16 protein-coding genes are annotated in these 17,590 nt (G+C 45.3%); 6 read left to right on the top strand and 10 right to left on the bottom strand.

Annotated elements, in window-relative coordinates; translation table 11 throughout:
* Complete coding sequence (gene hybO, locus DK415_RS02390; RefSeq protein WP_109432293.1) at nt 1-1,149, bottom strand: hydrogenase 2 small subunit; 1,149 nt, start codon at nt 1,147-1,149, stop codon at nt 1-3.
* 543 nt (nt 1,150-1,692) lie between these two features.
* On the opposite strand from hybO, the gene DK415_RS02395 reads away from it, so the two are divergent.
* Nucleotides 1,693-2,133 (top strand): tetratricopeptide repeat protein, encoded by a 441-nt coding sequence (locus DK415_RS02395; protein WP_109432294.1) that lies wholly within the window; start codon nt 1,693-1,695, stop codon nt 2,131-2,133.
* Between the two features lie 9 nt (nt 2,134-2,142).
* Nucleotides 2,143-2,493, top strand: coding sequence for a hypothetical protein (locus tag DK415_RS02400; RefSeq protein ID WP_109432295.1), 351 nt, complete (start codon nt 2,143-2,145; stop codon nt 2,491-2,493).
* Between the two features lie 74 nt (nt 2,494-2,567).
* On the opposite strand, the gene trpCF is transcribed toward DK415_RS02400, so the two are convergent.
* The 9 genes from trpCF to DK415_RS02445 all read right to left on the bottom strand — a co-directional run bounded on the left by trpCF (nt 2,568) and on the right by DK415_RS02445 (nt 10,537).
* Nucleotides 2,568-3,998: a bifunctional indole-3-glycerol-phosphate synthase TrpC/phosphoribosylanthranilate isomerase TrpF gene (gene trpCF, locus DK415_RS02405; protein ID WP_109432296.1), complete on the bottom strand. Its 1,431-nt coding sequence runs from the start codon at nt 3,996-3,998 to the stop codon at nt 2,568-2,570.
* Between the two features lie 34 nt (nt 3,999-4,032).
* The gene (gene trpD, locus DK415_RS02410; protein ID WP_109432297.1) at nt 4,033-5,034 is read right to left on the bottom strand and encodes an anthranilate phosphoribosyltransferase; all 1,002 of its coding nucleotides are present in this window, start codon (nt 5,032-5,034) and stop codon (nt 4,033-4,035) included.
* An 11-nt stretch (nt 5,035-5,045) separates the two neighbouring features.
* Nucleotides 5,046-5,438, bottom strand: coding sequence for a tautomerase family protein (locus DK415_RS02415; RefSeq protein WP_005703192.1), 393 nt, complete (start codon nt 5,436-5,438; stop codon nt 5,046-5,048).
* A 57-nt stretch (nt 5,439-5,495) separates the two neighbouring features.
* Entirely contained in the window at nt 5,496-6,080 is a 585-nt protein-coding gene (locus DK415_RS02420) for an aminodeoxychorismate/anthranilate synthase component II (RefSeq protein WP_109432298.1), read from the bottom strand.
* A gap of 10 nt (nt 6,081-6,090) precedes the next feature.
* Nucleotides 6,091-7,638 (bottom strand): anthranilate synthase component I, encoded by a 1,548-nt coding sequence (trpE, locus tag DK415_RS02425; protein ID WP_109432299.1) that lies wholly within the window; start codon nt 7,636-7,638, stop codon nt 6,091-6,093.
* Between the two features lie 178 nt (nt 7,639-7,816).
* A complete protein-coding gene (locus DK415_RS02430) occupies nt 7,817-8,371 on the bottom strand; it encodes a KdsC family phosphatase (protein ID WP_109432300.1) in 555 nt (184 codons plus the stop codon).
* Complete coding sequence (locus DK415_RS02435) at nt 8,371-9,306, bottom strand: KpsF/GutQ family sugar isomerase (protein ID WP_109432301.1); 936 nt, start codon at nt 9,304-9,306, stop codon at nt 8,371-8,373. The genes DK415_RS02430 and DK415_RS02435 overlap by 1 nt, the downstream gene beginning before the upstream one ends.
* Nucleotides 9,307-9,387: 81 nt before the next feature.
* On the bottom strand, nt 9,388-9,825 hold the full coding sequence (locus tag DK415_RS02440; RefSeq protein ID WP_239305482.1) for a hypothetical protein: 438 nt from the start codon (nt 9,823-9,825) through the stop codon (nt 9,388-9,390).
* 139 nt (nt 9,826-9,964) lie between these two features.
* Nucleotides 9,965-10,537: a TetR/AcrR family transcriptional regulator gene (locus tag DK415_RS02445; RefSeq protein ID WP_162540453.1), complete on the bottom strand. Its 573-nt coding sequence runs from the start codon at nt 10,535-10,537 to the stop codon at nt 9,965-9,967.
* A gap of 172 nt (nt 10,538-10,709) precedes the next feature.
* On the opposite strand from DK415_RS02445, the gene DK415_RS02450 reads away from it, so the two are divergent.
* From DK415_RS02450 to DK415_RS02465, 4 genes are all read left to right on the top strand, one after another.
* Nucleotides 10,710-12,737 carry a TonB-dependent receptor gene (locus DK415_RS02450; protein ID WP_109432303.1) on the top strand — a complete coding sequence of 676 codons (2,028 nt, stop codon included), beginning with the start codon at nt 10,710-10,712 and terminating at the stop codon, nt 12,735-12,737.
* Between the two features lie 85 nt (nt 12,738-12,822).
* On the top strand, nt 12,823-14,571 hold the full coding sequence (locus DK415_RS02455; protein WP_109432304.1) for an ABC transporter ATP-binding protein: 1,749 nt from the start codon (nt 12,823-12,825) through the stop codon (nt 14,569-14,571).
* The gene (locus tag DK415_RS02460; protein ID WP_239305484.1) at nt 14,523-16,361 is read left to right on the top strand and encodes an ABC transporter ATP-binding protein; all 1,839 of its coding nucleotides are present in this window, start codon (nt 14,523-14,525) and stop codon (nt 16,359-16,361) included. The genes DK415_RS02455 and DK415_RS02460 overlap by 49 nt, the downstream gene beginning before the upstream one ends.
* The gene (locus DK415_RS02465; RefSeq protein ID WP_109432306.1) at nt 16,343-17,566 is read left to right on the top strand and encodes an MFS transporter; all 1,224 of its coding nucleotides are present in this window, start codon (nt 16,343-16,345) and stop codon (nt 17,564-17,566) included. The genes DK415_RS02460 and DK415_RS02465 overlap by 19 nt, the downstream gene beginning before the upstream one ends.
* Nucleotides 17,567-17,590 lie beyond the last annotated feature (24 nt).

Below are 17,590 nucleotides of genomic sequence, written 5' to 3' on the forward strand. Positions count from 1 at the left end.
TTATTTACCTGTATGTTGTTCTTTCTCTGCCGCTTTGGCTTCGGAACGGGCTTTATGTTGAACACTTAATTCGCGTAAGGTCACGACACTGACACCGGCAAGGATGGCAGCAGCACCACCTAATAAACCGATAGCTGTCATCGTGGCACCTGAACCTTCGGTGTTATTTACATCCGGTTTTTCAGCGCGCGGAGTTGGGTTTTCTACTCCGGCTAATTGGAAAATGCCTTTGGTAAAGCCCACGCCTTTTTCATTACAACCGTAACAAGGATGACCGATACCTACCGGCCAGTTATTACCACCGACATCACAGAATTCTAAGGTAGAGCAGTTACCGTAAGTTTCTGGGCCTTTACAACCGAGATGGTATAAACACCAACCGTTGCGATGGCCATAATCGCCGTATTCTTTGGCGAAGCGACCTGCATCAAAGTGCGGTCTGCGATAGCAGTTTTCATGAATTAAGCGATCGTAAGCGAATAGCGGACGATTGAGTTTGTCCATTGCCGGCAATTTCTTATAAGTAAGAATGTAAGCGACTGTTGCAAGGAAGTTATGTGGATTCGGCGGGCAGCCCGGAATGTTAATGATCGGCGTACCTTTCGGTAATACTTCAGACAAGCTGCTGGCGCCGGTTGGGTTACCACCGCTAGATGGCACACCACCCCAGGCGGCACAAGAACCGATGGCAATAATCGCAGCAGCACCTTTTGCCGCTTCTTGAATGTGTTCCACAATCGGTTTCCCGGCGACCATACAATAAACACCACCGTCTTTCACCGGAATGGAACCATCTACGACTAAAACATATTTGCCATAATATTTATGCATAGCATTATGTTTATTATCTTCAGCTTGTTCCCCAAACGCGGCCGAAAGGACTTCGTGGTATTCTAAGGAAATCATTTCCAATACTAAATTTTCCACCGTCGGGTGAGTGGCACGTAGCAGAGATTCTGTACATCCGGTACACTCTTGTGCACCAATCCATAACACCGGCGGACGAGCAGGCGCCGTTAAGGCATCTGTCATTTGCGCACCGGCTTTACTACTTAGCCCCATTGTTGCCGCAAGTGCGGTACATAATTTCATGAAATCCCGGCGGGAAACATCGGCTAAGGCAGAAAATAATCCATCGCTTCGTTGCATATATTCACTCCAATTCACACATTTTATACATGGTTATCGGCGCTATGATATGCTCATAAGGTGGAACATTATTTGATCGTCATCAAGAATATCCCTATTTTTTATCTGAATATAAGATGTAACCTTTTGTTTTTACAAAATAATTGAGAGTTATTCTCATTTGTTAAATTGTTGTAACTATAACGAGGTATTAAATTTTATTTGGAGTTGGGAAGGGGAGACGATAATGGAAGAAAAATTTAATCAATGAAGAAAAAAGCGCACGTTATAAACTGTGCGCTATCCTTTATAGTGTGATTTATTGATGTTATAAAATCTTTACAAAAACTGACCGCACTTTTTTATAAGCGTAAAAGTGAGCCAAAGTTAGGCTTATTTCTATCCCCTATTTTCTCGTTTTTCTTATTATTGAGTTGATTCTTTTTTAACCAGGGTGAAGCATTATAATGCTTGTTGTTAGGTCTTGATAGACCTAACAAAACACCTTGCTAAATAGAAAGTTAGACAAGGAACGATTAATTTACAACTGTAAGGATCTATCTAATGAAATTAATTAAAACAACTACAATGGCAACCCTTTTTAGTGGTTTACTTTTATGCATTACTGCGAGCGCAAACAATGAACAAGGTAAGGTGACGCCGGAGGAAGCAAAGTGTGCTGTTGCTGCGGTAACTGCTAATAGTATTGATAGGGTTAATGAAGCGATTGAAGTTTGCTTAAAACCCGCAGAAGCTGGTAGTTTGAAAGCTCAAGAGGCGCTGGTTAACTTGTATTTGGATATAAATCTTAAAGAGGCTGTAAAATGGACTCGCAAGGCTGTAGATAATGGGAGCGTTCAAGCGCAGAGAGCTTTAGGAGCATTTTATTTATACGGGGCAGGGGTAAAAGAAGATCGTCAACAGGCAAAAAAATGGCTAACGAAAGCCTGTAATAATAACGAGCAAGGGGCTTGTGATCTTTTAAAAAAATATAATCTTAACTAAGGCAGAAAAATGCATTTTACAGAAGAAATGAACGAAGAAATTGGCAAGGTTGTTAATGGCTTGAATGGATTATTGATACTTGCTAAAGCATTTGATTTAAGCTTTTTAACCGATGATCATATCAATTTCGTTGAAAATTTGGTTCTTAAAACGGATCCTGTAATTGATTCGCTTAATGATCAGTTAAACGATAATCTTAATGATACGGAGGTTGAACTTTTTTCTGATGAAGAAGATGAACTTACAGATACTTTAGGTGTTTGGGAAGATCTGAAAGAAGATTTAAATAAATTATCATCCAGTTCATCAGTGCAAGATCTCAATGAAATTATTGACAAACATGATGAGTATCTTTGGTAGAGTTTAATTAGATTTAACCTGTTTCTAATGTTGGATAGAAACAGGTTTTTTATTCACACGGTAGTTTATTGATGCTATAAAATCTTTGCAAAAACCGACCGCACTTTTTCCGCGTCTTTCACACCTGGAGCACTTTCCACACCGGAATTCAAATCAACCCCGACACAATGTTGTGCCAATGCATCTTCAATGTTATCAGGGTTAATGCCACCCGCCAGAATAATTTTATGTTTCAGATGGGCTGGAATCAGTGACCAATCGAAAGTCTCACCCGTACCGCCTTGTTGTGCGCCTGACTTGCTATCGAAAACGAAACGATCAATCTCAAAAACATCGTCAAAAACCACCGCACTTTGATGGGTTACATCCACGGAAATGGCTTTCCAAATGCGAATGCTTTCAGGCAATTCGGTGCGAAGTGCGGTGATAAATTCCGATGTTTCATCGCCATGCAACTGAACGGCGTAGAGCTGTAATTGCTGTGCGATTTTCACGATAAAATCGATGTCTTGATTTTGAAACACGCCCACAAAGCGAAGTGGGGCGGCTGTCACCAGTTCTTGGGCTTGACGTAAGCTGACACAACGTTTGGAGTTTTCGACAAAAATCAGCCCACCGTACAATGCGCCGCTGTCGTAAACGGTTTTTACGTCTTGTGCACGGGTTAAACCGCACACTTTGTTTTCGCCGAAAATGACTTCACGCACGGCGTTGTTTAAGTCGGGACTGCCCATTAAACTGCTACCGATTAAAAAACCGTGGGCAACGTGTTGTAATTCACGTACTTGTTGATGATGGTAAATGCCTGATTCACTGATGATTCGCACATCGGCAGGAATGCGGTCGGTATATCGGGTGGTTAATGCTACTACGCGGTTTAAATCCACGCTTAAATCGTGCAAATTACGGTTATTCACGCCGATAATTTTCGCCCCTAACGCCAAGGCGCGTTCAAATTCTTCTTCGTTGCTGGTTTCGGTTAACACGCCCATTCCGAGAGAATGCGCTAAATCCGCTAAGATGCGATAAGTCTCGTCGTTCACCACTGAAAGCATGAGTAAAATCGCGTCGGCTTGGTAAAAACGCGCCAAATAAACCTGATATTCGCTGATCATAAAGTCTTTGCATAATACAGGTTGTGTGACAACGTCGCGAACTTGTTTGATATAGGCAAAATCGCCCTGGAAGTATTTTTCATCGGTCAGCACAGAAATCGCGTTGGCATAGTGTTTATAGACCTGCGCAATCTCTGTCGGTTTAAATTCACTGCGAATCAACCCCTTGGAAGGCGAGGCTTTTTTACATTCCAAAATGTACGCCGGTTTTTGGCGTGTGCCTTTTGCCAACGCATCATAAAAAGAGCGGTCGGATTTTTGAATGTTTTTTTCAAATTCACTTAACGGAAATTCCGCTTCTTTGTTTTTTACCCATTCGGCTTTATCGAGCACGATTTTTTGTAATACCGTGGCGGTTTCAAGTGGTTTGGAAAAGTCTTGTGTGATCATGTTTATGTCTTATTTTCGAAAACGGGGCTTTAAATTAATAGGTCGTCAATTTCTGTAAGGTTTCAAACGGTTTACCTTGCGCAATCACATCCAATACCCGTTGTGCATTATCTTTAATGTCTTCTTGTCCGAACAGTTTTAATAATAGTGCAGTGTTCATGGCAACGGCTTGGTTGTGTTCCGCTTTGCCTTTGCCTTGTAAAAGTGCGGTGATCATTTGCGCATTTTCTGTCGGTTCGCCACCGCGCAAACTTTCCAATGGTTTGATTTGGAAGCCAAAATCCTGTGGCGTTAAGGTATAACGTTCAATCTCGCCGTTACGCACTTCCGCCACGTCTGTCGCGCCATGAATTGCCACTTCGTCTAAGCCACTGCCGTGCACGATAATCGTGTGTTCGTGACCTAATTGGGCAACGGTTTTGGCGTAAATATCAATCAGTTCGGGAGAATAAACGCCAAGCAATTGACGTTTTGGACGTGCCGGATTAATAAGCGGACCAAGAATATTAAAGAGTGTTCGAGTTTTTAAGGCTTGGCGTACAGGCACGACATATTTGAAACCTGGGTGATATTGCTGTGCAAACAAGAAGCTGATGCCAATGTCGTCCAATGCCTTGCGGGCTTGTTCTGTTGACATAGCAATATTAACACCCAGTGTGGTTAATAAATCGCTTGAGCCGGTTTTACTGGAAACGCTACGGTTGCCGTGTTTTGCTACTTTTGCACCACAAGCGGCTGCGACGATAGCGGACGCCGTAGAAATATTGATGGTGTTGGCGCCGTCACCGCCTGTGCCGACGATGTCAGCAAAGGGGTAATCGGGTGTTGGAAATGGTTTGGCATTTTTAACGGCGGCTAATACGGCACCGTTGACTTCATCGATGGTTTCGCCACGTACTTTTAGAGCCACTAACATGGCAGAGATTTGTTCGTTGCTTAATTCGCCCAACATGATGGCGTTAAATAAGGCTTCGCTTTCCGCTGCGGTTAAGGTTTGTGCGTCATAAAGTTTTTCTAATAGAGCTTGGTTTTCCATCATCCTTGTCCTTATTTATGAATATCGTAATCCAAATCGCGCGCTTCATCGCCGGTCATACCACGGAAGCCCCAACAATGTGCCGGTTGCTCTTTGATGGTGATTTCCACGTCAAACGGGCTAATGCCTAATTTGTATTCAAATTCGCTGAACAACATTTTGATTAAACGCTTTTTCGTTTGCTCTAAACGACCTTGCATTAAATTGATTTCAATCACCATGTAATTGTCGGTGCGGTTTGTGGTATGCGGGTAGTAAAAATCATCGTCTTCCAAACAAATAAAACGAAGCGCGTGCTTGCCTTTGGCAACATCTAAACCGAGTTCCAGGCAGTTATAAATCACCTCCGCTACAGCAGATTTGCGCGGGGAGAGAGTACGTTTTAAGCCATATACTGTGATCATGTTTTATCCTTTTCTATTTAAAATCCCCCCTCTTTGCTAAAGAGGGGACGTGGTATATTAATTCCGTTTCAACAACCATTCCACCGACTGTGCTAATAACTGTGCCCCTTGCACCGTTAAAATAGACTCGGGGTGGAATTGGAAGCTGCAAATGGGCAAAGTGCGGTGGCGAATTGCCATGTTTATGCCATTATAAGAAGCGTTTGGGAGCAATTCATCGGGTAAATTAATTCCCATGAGGGAATGATAGCGCGCGACCGGCATCGGGTTGGTCAAACCTTTGAACATGGCTTCATTGTCGTGTGCAATTCTGGACACTTTGCCGTGCAAAATTTCACCTGTGTGAACGACTTTGCCGCCGAAGGCTTCGATTAACGCTTGATGCCCCAAGCAAATACCCAACATCGGTACTTTGCCGATTAAGCGCTTAATTAACGGAATCATATTCCCCGCTTCATCCGGGGTGCCCGGCCCGGGGGAGAGGGCAAGAATCGTATCCGGCTGCGCCAAGGCATTTTTTTCTAAAATCGCTAAATCGCAATCGTTGCGGTAAATGTGAACCTGATGTCCCAACCCGCGAAATTGATCCACCAAATTGTAAGTAAAGGAATCAAAGTTATCTAAAAATAAAATGGTTGCCATGATGTCACTCCTATTGATTCGCTTTCTTATTGGTTTGTACGATGGCGTTGATGACTGCACGGGCTTTGTGACGGGTTTCATCGGCTTCCATTTGCAGGTCGGAATCCAACACCGTACCGCAACCGGCTTGCACATGGGCAATGCCGTTTTGCACGAAGGCGGAGCGAATCACGATACAGGTGTCAAAATTGCCATCAGATTGTAAATAGCCTACGGCACCGCCGTAACTGTGGCGTTTTTGTTGTTCAAACTGATAAATTAACTGCATGGCTTTGATTTTCGGTGCACCGGTTAGCGTCCCCATGTTCATACAAGCTTGATAAGCGTGTAACGCATCCAGTTCAGGGCGAAGTTTACCTACAACGCGAGAAACAAGGTGCATAATGTGCGAATAGCGATCCACCTGCATTAAATCTTTCACATGGCGGGTTTTACTTTCGCACACACGAGCGATGTCGTTACGCGCTAAATCCACCAACATCAAATGTTCCGCTTGTTCTTTATGATCCAAACGCAATTCCAGTTCTAAACGGGAATCTAATTCCGGATCGATATTGCCGTCAGCATCAAAACCGCGCGGACGGGAACCGGCAATCGGATAGATCTCCAACTGACGGGTAGTTTGCGAATATTTCAAGGCGCTTTCCGGTGAGGCGCCGAACAAAGTGAAATCCTCGTCCTGAATAAAGAACATATACGGGCTTGGGTTGTTTTGTTTTAACTGACGATAAGTCGCCAACGTATTCGGGCATTCAAGGGAGAAACGACGGGACGGCACGATTTGGAACACGTCGCCACAATAAATATGTTGCTTCAGGCGCTCAATAATTTTCTTGAATTTATCATCATCTAAATTAATGGCAACCTCGGTAGAAGCCGATTTGAGGCTCAAGTGCGGTCGAATTTTCAAGAGTTTTTTGGCAATGTCTTGGGCGTTCTGCTGCAGTGTCGCCAACGCATTTTGTGCAAAACAAAAGGTTTGTAATTCCGCTTGTTGCAATTGATGGTCGATCACCAGTAATTGTTCCGCTAAATAAAAGCAATAATCCGGGCAGGTAATGCCATCATCTTGCAAGGAGATGTTTTCCATCGGAATAAAATTTGCCACCAAGTCATAGGCGAATAATCCGCCTAAAAAAATCGGCAACGGGCTTGCTTGATAAAGTTCGGTGAAACAACGTAAACCGTCGAAAATGCCTGGTGCTAATAATTTGCTGTCTTCGTCTGCATTATTGTCGGCAGGTTTGAATGCTACTTGCAGTTCGGTGCTTGTTTGGGATGTTACGTTTACCTGTGCCGAAAGTTTTTGCGCAATTAACGGTAACACTGCGGCACCGTTGTCGGTCAACGCATGAAAAGTGACGGTTTGTCCCAAACAGGAAATTTTCATGGCCGCGTTAACGAGCAATAAACTTTTAAGACTGTTTTTGCTGGAAATTTCGGCAGATTCTAACAGTAGCGTATTCGGTTTGTTTTCACATAATGTGGCGAAAATGGCGGTAGGATCGCTGTGATAAGGTACGTTTTGCGTAAAAGTTTGAATAAAAGCGGAAGACATTCTCATTTCCTTAAAACATAAAATAAAGTTGCACTATTAAACTAGTACAGGTGTTTAAAGTCAAGGGGAAATAAAAATTTTTATTTAAGAATAGTGATAACAAGGGGAGAGAAAAGTAGAGCGGGCTGCACCCGCCTACTGTATGACTTAAAAAGTGCGGTCGTTTCTCACGGCGTTTTTACTGCGCCATCTTTTTCGCCGTCGTCAAAAATCCTTGAGCTGAATTGTAAATTTCGGCTTTGCCTTGGGCGTTTAGAATCATATCGGACATTTCACGGAAGGCGCCTTTGCCACCGCCTAACCCTAGGGTGTAATCGGCACAGTTTTTGACATATTCCGGCGCGTCGGCAACCGCGAAGGAAAGACCACAAACAGCGAAAGCGGGGAGATCAACGCTGTCATCACCAATGTAAGCCGTTTGTTCGGGTGCAACACCGGCTTGGCGGCATAATTCAAAACAGACGCTTTCTTTTTCCAGCTTGCCTAAAAAAGCGAGTTTAATGCCTAAATCGGCAATGCGTTTGCGCAAAATGGCCGAATCACGCCCCGATAACACAGCGACCTGAATGCCGGCTTCCATCAACATCCGAATACCTAAACCATCGCGCACATGAAAACTTTTGAGCGCTTCGCCGTTAGCATCGTAGTGCAGTAAACCGTCTGTCAATACGCCATCTACATCGGTGATAACGAATTTCACCTGTTTTAATTTTTCTTGTAATTCTGTTGTCATTAGCTTGAGAACTCCACTAAACCAACCACATTTTGTGCATCATCCACCACAACCAAAGAGTGAATTTTATGTGCTTTCATATAATTTTCCGCTTCGGATAAATAGGTATCTTGATGAATGGTTTTCGGATGAGAGGTCATCAATTCCTGTGCGGTTTTGCTAAGCGTATTGGCACCGTTGGCCGTTAATGCACGGCGAATGTCGCCATCGGTGATGATGCCCCGTAATTGCTGTTGCTCCATCACCAATGCTACGCCCATACGACCTTCATTCATGATGGTTAAGCAATCGGTGAAGGAGGTTGCTAAGGCGGCAATCGGTAAACGGGTTTGCATTTGATCTTTCACGCGACATAACAAACGGCGACCTAAGCTGCCGCCCGGATGGAATTTCGCAAAATCTTCCGGTTGGAAATCACGCGCGCGCATTAAACAAACTGCCAACGCATCGCCCAATGCCATAGTCACAACCACGGAAGTGGTCGGGGCAAGGTTATTCGGACAGACTTCCCGTTCTACGCTAATGTCCAACACATAATCCGCATGGCGCGCTAAAGTAGAATTTTTATTGGAAGTGAGCGCAATGATTTTGTTGCCGAAGTTTTTTAGGCTTGGAATGAGTTTGTTGACATCATCAGTTTCGCCGCTGTAGGAAATGAGCATCACCACATCAATGGGTTTCAGCATACCTAAATCGCCGTGAAAGGCTTCCGTAGGATGCAGGAAAAAACTCGGTGTGCCGGTGGAGGCAAAGGTGGCAACCATTTTTTTGCCCACTAAACCGGATTTGCCGATACCACCGATCACTAAGCGTCCTTTGCAATTTAAAATTAAATCAACAACGTCAGTGAAGGTGTCGTCTAATTTTTCGCTGAGTTGCCCGAGGGCTTTTTCTTCAACGCCCAGGGTTTCCCGAGCAATTTGTAAATAATCCATTGGGATTCCTTTTGTCGGAAAGGGAAAAAGTGCGGTCACTTTTTCATGTATTTTAAATGGCGCTCATTCTAGCTTAACTTTCTACTTAACACTATATTTCTTATAAGCCGTATTTTTCACATCTTTATTCATACGAATCATAGCGTTAGCATATAACCCAAGCGCCATATTCACAGAATCTATTAAATCGGGATGCAGATGGCTGGCGACCCTGTCCAGATTTTTTTGAATATCTAAATGTGGGTTGAGTTTGAGCGCTAAGGTGTAAGAACGAAAAGCACGGTAATAATCTTTTTGGTATTCACAAATTTCGCCCTTTAATTTAAGCGCTTCACTGATTTTGGTGAGTGCATGCAGATGACGTTGATGGCTATAAATATAGCTATCCAGCTCGCATTCAAAGGCATGGAAAATACGCTGAAAAATCACCTGCTCGCCGCGGCGGTAGATGACTTCGGTTTGTTGCGTCCGGTAACAAGCGGTGACCGTTAAGGTCGGTGTAAGCGGATCGGTCGGCATAAACTGAACATTCCTCAAATTGGAAATGACAGGGTAGGTTATACGCCTTTGTGCGGCATAATTCAATTCCTGTGTAGAAAAAGTGCGGTGGGTTTTCGGCGTGTTTTAAAAATGCCGGAAAAATCCACCACACTTTTTATTATTTCGTTCGCTGCGCCAAACCATAGGCGAACAGGCTTAATACGTCGCGGAAAAGCTGCGGTTCGTTGTTGCGGTAATGCTCAATCACGGCGGGATCTTTGACGATTTCGTCGATTTTGCGGATAAAAAGATCAATGAGCAGAATCGGCAGCTGAGGCTGAATCAGCTGTTTTTCTTGTAATTGACGAAAAAAATCGTGCATGAATTGGTGTTTTTCCCGTTCCATTGCGGCAAAAAAACGACTCAGTTCTTCGTCTTTGTGCTGCTGTAAATCGATCAGCATCGGCGCGGAATATATGGTTTGCATCGCCTGTTTTTGCAAGGTGAAAATATGCCGCATGATTTGTTCGATCGAATTTTCTGTCAGCAACGCCTCGAAACCGGCTTTCATGTCATTTTTTTGTTCAAGAAAGAGCTGTTGCAGCAGCTGTTTTTTATTCGGAAAGTATTTATAGAATGTGACGCGGCTGATATTCGCCTGCCGGCAAATGTCTTCCACCGAAGTGCGTAGCCAGCCGTATTGGGAAAATAAAGTGAGGGCGGCGTGTTTTATCTGATCTTCTTTTTTCATTGTCATTTCCGGAAACGCGTAATGCGCTAACGATAGTGAAAAATCGGCGAGCGGTCAAATCGGTAGCGCTGATAATAAGATAAATTCTCATTTACTTTATTACGATTATCAATATAATTAACAAAATTCATATTTTTAACGTAAAAATGTAAACTTAAGTGCGGAGGAAAAAATGCAGCGTTTAACCAAACAGCAGGTTTTACTTGCGGGAAGTTATTTGATGTTCAGCCAGTTGGGCGGAGCGGAAGAAGCGAAAACGGCACGGCCGGACCAATTAGACGAAATCGTGGTGGTCGGTGAAAAATCCGAACGTTCGCAAGCCGTGACTGGTTCGAGCCTGTCAGTTTATACGGAGAAAGATTTCAAACGCCGTGCGGATTGGATTTCCACCACCGCATTGTTGCAAAACAGCGCGAATATTTTAGATACCGGATTGGGCAACGAATTGCCGACCGTGCGCGGTATCGACGGCGCAGGACCGGCGGTCGGCGCGGTGGCGTTTTTCGCCGGTTCACGTCCGCGCCTGAATTTATCTGTTGATGGGCGTTCGGCGACCTATAACGAACTGGCGTTTGGAACAAAATCACTGTGGGATATGAAACAGGTGGAAATTTACCGCGGTGCGCAGAGTTATGCGCAAGGACGTAATGCTGTTGCCGGCTCGGTGGTGATGATCTCCAACGATCCGAGCGATGAATTTGAAGGCGCAACCAAATTCAGTTTCGGTAATCAGAATTACCGCCAATTTGCCGCCATGTTGTCCGGACCGTTGGTTAAAGACGAACTCAGCTTCCGTTTAAGTGCGGAACGGCAGAGCCGCACCAGTTTCGTTGATTTGCAATCGTATCAACCGGTCGGTGATCCGCGTCGTTTTGAAACGCTAACGGCGCGTGCCAAATTATTATGGACACCGTCCGCCTTGCCCGATTTTTACAGCCGTTTGACTTATCATTACATCGATGCCAAAGCGCCGCAAAATGAAGTGATTCCGCAAGGTGTACGCTATGCTTACGAAAAACCGGTGTTTAAAACCGGTTCCAAAAGCGGCATTTGGGACATCGGCTGGCAGATTTCGGATCAATGGAAGTGGGAAAACCAGTTGATTTACAGCAAATACACCAATGACCGTCGTTCCTTGCCGGTGAATTTACGCGGCAATCCGGCGGCGCTGGACGGCAAAGAAATTCAGTGGGAACCGAAAATCAGCTTTAAATCCGCCGATCAGAAAACCGGTGCGTTGCTCGGTTTATATTATTTCCGTTCCAAACAACACGAATGGGTAGATATGAATGCCCGCTTGGGCGGGCGCAACCGCTTTAACGACAAAACCGAAACCAAGGCGTTGTTCGGTGAAATCCGCGTTACGCCGTTGGAAAATATGGAAGTGACCTTTGCCGCGCGTTATGAACAGGAACGTCATCAACGCCACGGCGGCAGTTCGGTGTTGCGCATTCAGCGGGATAAAACAGATCGCGTGTTGCTGCCGAAACTGGACATCGCGTTCAATTTGGACGCGCAGCAGCGGATCGGTTTCAGAACGGCGCGCGGTTATAATCCGGGCGGTGCCGGCGTGACCTTTTTAGCGCCATATGCCAGCTATGAATACAATCCGGAATACGTCTGGAATTACGAGCTTTATCACCGCTGGAGCAACGCGGCGCGCACGTTGGAATTGAATAGCAATCTTTTTTATAACGATTACAAAGATATGCAGCTCGCCTATGCCAACGGGCTGATCGGCAATGCGGAAAAGGCGCGTACTTACGGCGCGGAATTTAATTTGAATTGGAAGGCGAGCGAACAATGGAACGTTTATGCGGCGTTGGGTTTGCTGAAAACCAAAATAAAAAAATATTCTGCGCACCGCGATTATGAAAACAAAGAATTAAGCCGTGCGCCGAATTACACCCTCAGCGTCGGTTCCAATTACCGCTTTAGCAACGGTTGGGAAATCGGCGCGGACGCTCGTTTTACCGACGGTTATTATTCCAATTATGCCAATAACGCGACGGGCAAAATTTCCGCCTACGCGCAGACCAACGCGTATTTGGCGTATAACTTCAAACAAGGGCGCGTGACCTTGTTTGTGGATAATCTGTTTAACGACCGCTCCGCCATTTCCGTGCCGTCCACTGTGCGCGGCGAAGCGGCGTTGTTACAACCGCGCTTATTCGGCATTTCCACCGAATTGCGTTTCTAAGCCGAAAAAGTGCGGTTAAAAAAATTTTTATTTTTCTTACCGCACTTTATTTTTTCTTACTGCACTTTATTTTTAAGGAAAAACGATGTCTTCAGTGCATACGGAAATTTGCCGTCCAGTCGCCAAGCAGTTACGCCTTTCCATGTTTTTGGCAAGTTTGGCGCAATTGATCAAGCTGACTATCTGGCTGTTGATGATTTACCTGATTGATGTTGCCCGCAATTATGCGCAGGCGTCGCAAAGTGCGGTGCTTTTCGGCGGCGTTTTTGCGTTGTTCGCGCTCACCGTGTTGTATTACACCTTTAAAATCAAGGCGCACGATCAATCCCATTATGCCGCGTTCCGCTTGGAACAAATTTTGCGCCGCCGGTTATCACACAAAATCAGCCGCTTGCCGTTGGGCGAGGTGCAAAATATCGGTTCCGGCGCATTAACCAAAGTACTGCTGGATGACGTGCACGAATTGCATACTTTTGTTGCTGACGCGCCGCCGTTAAAAGCGGAAGCGTTCAGTACGCCGGTTTTGGTGTTAATCGCGTTATTTTGGCTTGATTGGCGTTTTGCCAGCGTGGTGCTGATTTTTGTGTTGGTGATATTGGGTGTGCTGCAAATTTTATTTCGGCGCGGCAAATTATTCCGCCGTCAATACGGACAGGCGTTGGCGCAAATTAATAACGCGATTATCGAATATGTGCAGGGCATGAGTACCGTGCGCGCGTTTGACGCAGGGCAGCGTTCGTTCGGACGTTTTCAGTGCGCGTTGGCGGATTTTCGGCAAATCATGCGCGATTGGTTGGCGCGCGTCGGTTTTTCCACCCGCTTAGCGCGTGCCTTATTCACGCCGATGCCGATGATGTTGTTTTTATTGTTAATCGGAACTTATTGGCAGGCGCAAAACCAACTTTCCACGTTTACCCTGTTTGCTTTTTTATTGCTGGCGGCGGGCTTGATTGAAACCATGCACCCGTATATGGGCTTGTTTCATTTATTGGAAAAATCCCGTGCGGCGATTGAACGAATTAATGAAATCGAGGCACTCAACTCTTTGCCGCTGACGCAATCGCCGCAATTTCCGCAAACATTTGATATTCGTTTTGAGCAAGTTTCTTTTCGCTATGCAAAACAGCAACAACCTGCACTCACGGACGTGGATTTGTTTGTGCCAGCAGGCAGTTTTACGGTAGTGGTCGGACAATCAGGCTCGGGCAAAACCAGTTTGCTCAATCTGTTGCTGCGGTTTTGGGACGTGGAGCGAGGCAATATCAAAATCGGTGGGGTGGATATTCGGGACATTGAGCCGAACTGGTTGTTACAACAATGTTCTGTGGTGTTTCAGGATAATTATCTATTTTCTGGCACGATTGCCGAAAATATTGCTTTTGGCATTCAAGATGCCGACGAGGCACAAATTATTACCGCAGCCCGCCAAGCCTATATTCACGATTTTATTATGAGCTTGCCGCAAGGTTATCAAACCGAAGTCGGCGAGCGTGGACAGCTGTTGTCTGGCGGACAAAAACAACGTTTAACCATTGCCCGTGCATTTTTACAAAATCGACCGATTTTGTTGCTAGACGAACCCACCGCGTTTTCCGATGCAGAAAATGAAGCCAACTTATTACAGGCGTTTAATGTGCTAATGCAACACAAAACCGTGCTGATGATCGCGCACCGTTTATCCGTTGCACCGCGCGCAGATCAAGTCATCTATATGCAACAGGGCAAAATTATCGCGCAAGGAAAACATAGCCTATTACTACGCGAATCCGAATCCTACCGACAATTATGGGAAAACTATCAACAAACGCAGCAATGGACGTTGGAGAATCATTGATGAACTTAACGCGCTATTTCAATCAAAACACTTTTCATGCCAAAGACTTGTGGCGGACTTATGCTTATCTCATAAATAGTGCTGGCGATCAGAAGAAAATTTTAATTCGCTGCCTAAATTTAGCCGCACTTTCCGCTTTATTGTTCGGCATTAGTATCGCCATGCTGTATCCATTGCTATTGAATATGGAAATGCAACGTGCGTGGCGTGGCTATTTTTGGCTGTTAATTGTGTTGTTAGTTTGTTCCATAGCGTTGCGGATTATATCGGAACACTATGACACCAAAGGATTTGCCAATCTCGCCATTGACCGCTTGCGGCTATCCTTAGGCGAGAAATTACGTCGCGTCCCCTTGGTATTATTACAAGGATTACGCGCAGGCGAAGTGAATAATGCGCTGTTGCAAGGCGTAAATGAAGCCGCTGGTTATGCGTTTACTTTAATGACGACCATTATTTACGCGGTTGTCGTCCCCGTCGGCGCGGCGATCGGCATAGGCTTTTTCGATTGGCACTTCGGCGTGATTATTTTGCTCGTTTTCCCGCTTGCCGTGCCGTTGTATTTGTGGCGGCGCAAAGCCTTTCGACGTGGATTTAGCTTTTTAGCCGAAGCCAATGGAAAATTGAAAGGCGAGGCGGTGGAGTTTGTACAGGGATTATCCATACTCAAATCCAGCGGACAAATTGAAAATCGGCAGGATCGTTTTAATCAAGTAGCGCAAGATGTGGCGGAAATTCAACGGATCGGCACAAAAAAAGGGGAAATACCGAATTTACTGATTACTTCCAGCGTGCAATTCGGCTTGATTGTGATTGCCTTGTTCAGCGTGGTCGGTGTGATAAATGGCTCGGTGCATTGGTTATTATTTGCCGTCATGCTGATTATGATCGCGCGGGTGGCGGATTTATTGAATTTCTTCGTGCAAATGTCGTCGTTGCTGGAAATTTTTGTAATTAGCTGCGAAAAGCTGGATATGCTGATGACGTTGCCCGAGTTAAGTGAAAATACCACGACCGAACAGCCGCAGGATTACAACATTCGCTTTGAAAACGTCGGCTTTACCTATCCGAATCAAACTGAACCTGTGTTAAAAGCGATTAATCTGACCATTACGGAAAATTCATTAAATGCGTTTGTCGGCAGCAGTGGTTGCGGCAAAAGCACGTTATTGAAATTGTTGCTGCGCCACGCTGATCCGCAGCAGGGGCGCATTACTATCGGTGGCGTCGATATTAAACGGCTCAGTCAGGCGCAGTTAATGTCAATGATTTCGGTAGTGTTTCAAGATGTTTATCTGTTTCAGGACAGCATTCTAAATAATATTCGCATGGCAAAACCAGACGCCACCGACGAAATGGTAATTGAAGCGGCTAAAGCGGCGCAATGTCATGAATTTATCCGCGCCTTGCCAAACGGTTATCAAACCCAAGTTTCCGACATCGGCAGCAATTTTTCCGGCGGGGAAAAACAACGTCTGGCGATTGCGCGCGCCATTTTGAAAAATGCGCCGATTTTACTGTTGGACGAGCCGACCGCTGCGTTGGACGTGCAAAATGAATTGGCGGTGCAGCGGGCGTTAAATGTGTTGGTTAAAAATAAAACGATTTTATTGATCGCGCACCGGCTTTCCACCATTGTCGCCGCGAACCAAATTAATGTGCTGGAAAACGGCACCATTATCGAACAGGGCACGCAACAACAATTACTCGCCAAGCAAGGGCGTTATTATCAATTCTGGATCTGCCAACAACAAAATAATGGAGCGAATCATTGCAAGAATACCGACTAACGCGCCAAGATTGGGCGATATTAACCACGGTCGCTTGCTTTAAATTTATCATTACCGCCTTTTATTTGGTGGCGATGATAACGATTTTGCGCAATCAACGAATCGAATTGGAAAAAATCAGTTGGGTTTGGCTGTTGGCGATAGTTGAAGCGGCAAAAGCCATTGTCGCGCCGCTATTGGAACGTTTTTATTGGCAAAAAGTGGGGCGTTTCAAAACATGGTTGCTGGCAACCAATGTCATTTTCTGCGGGCTGTTTGGCTTGTTGTATTTTTTACAGCCGGCGCGCGATTTTGATCTTCTGCTGCTTATCTGTGTCGGCTTAACGTTGACCAGCCTGTTTTTCGGCTGTGCCGCGTTAGGTTTAACCTGCGCCTTATTACCGCAAAAACAACGCGGCTTCGGCGGCATTATGCAGGTTATCGGCGCGCGCTTGGGCAAAATGCTGGGTGGTGCACTCATTCTACTGATTTATCAGCATTATGGCTGGCAAGCCGCAATCGGTACGATGCTGGCATTTTCGTTCGGTTTGTTGGTGCAAATTGCTTTTTATCGCGAACCGACTTTTGCGCCGGCAGCGCAACAATTCGCGCTGGGTTACTTGTTTAAACGACTGATTAATTTCTGGCGCGAAATACCGTTCGGTCGCCGCTGGTTATTTTTTCTCCTGTTTTCCTGCGTGCCGTACAGCTTAATGGCGACAATTTTTATCCCAAAATTGACCGCACTTGCGTGGCAACCGCAGCATATCGGCATTTTGCTTTCGGCGATCGTGCCTGTTGCCGGCGTGATTGTTACGCCGTTCAGTGGTTGGCTGTTACAAAAATATTCGCGCCATTCATTACTGCGCAATACTCTGTGCGGGCAAATTATCTTGATCGCGATTTTTTATTACTTGGAACCGATTAACCGCGCCGATTTCATTGCTTATCCGATCCTTTTATTTAGCGTGAGTTACAGTTTTTTGTTGCCTATCGTGATGACGATGTTATTGGATCGCGCAGTTTTCCCGACCGTTGATACCGCATTGCAGCTTTCTGTTGCGCTGATCGGCGCGTACATTGCCGGTTTTTGCGCGCTGCGGTTAATCGGCGTGATTGATTATCGCGGTGTGTATGTTGTCGCATTTCTGATGACGCTGATATTGTGGCGCACGGTTGACGGTGTGGTAAAAAACGTGGTTAAAACCGACCGCACTTTTCGGTGATTGGGCGGCGCATTTTGCCGTTGG

It is taken from the genome of Aggregatibacter segnis (assembly GCF_003130075.1).
Taxonomy (GTDB): Bacteria; Pseudomonadota; Gammaproteobacteria; order Enterobacterales; family Pasteurellaceae; genus Aggregatibacter; species Aggregatibacter segnis_A.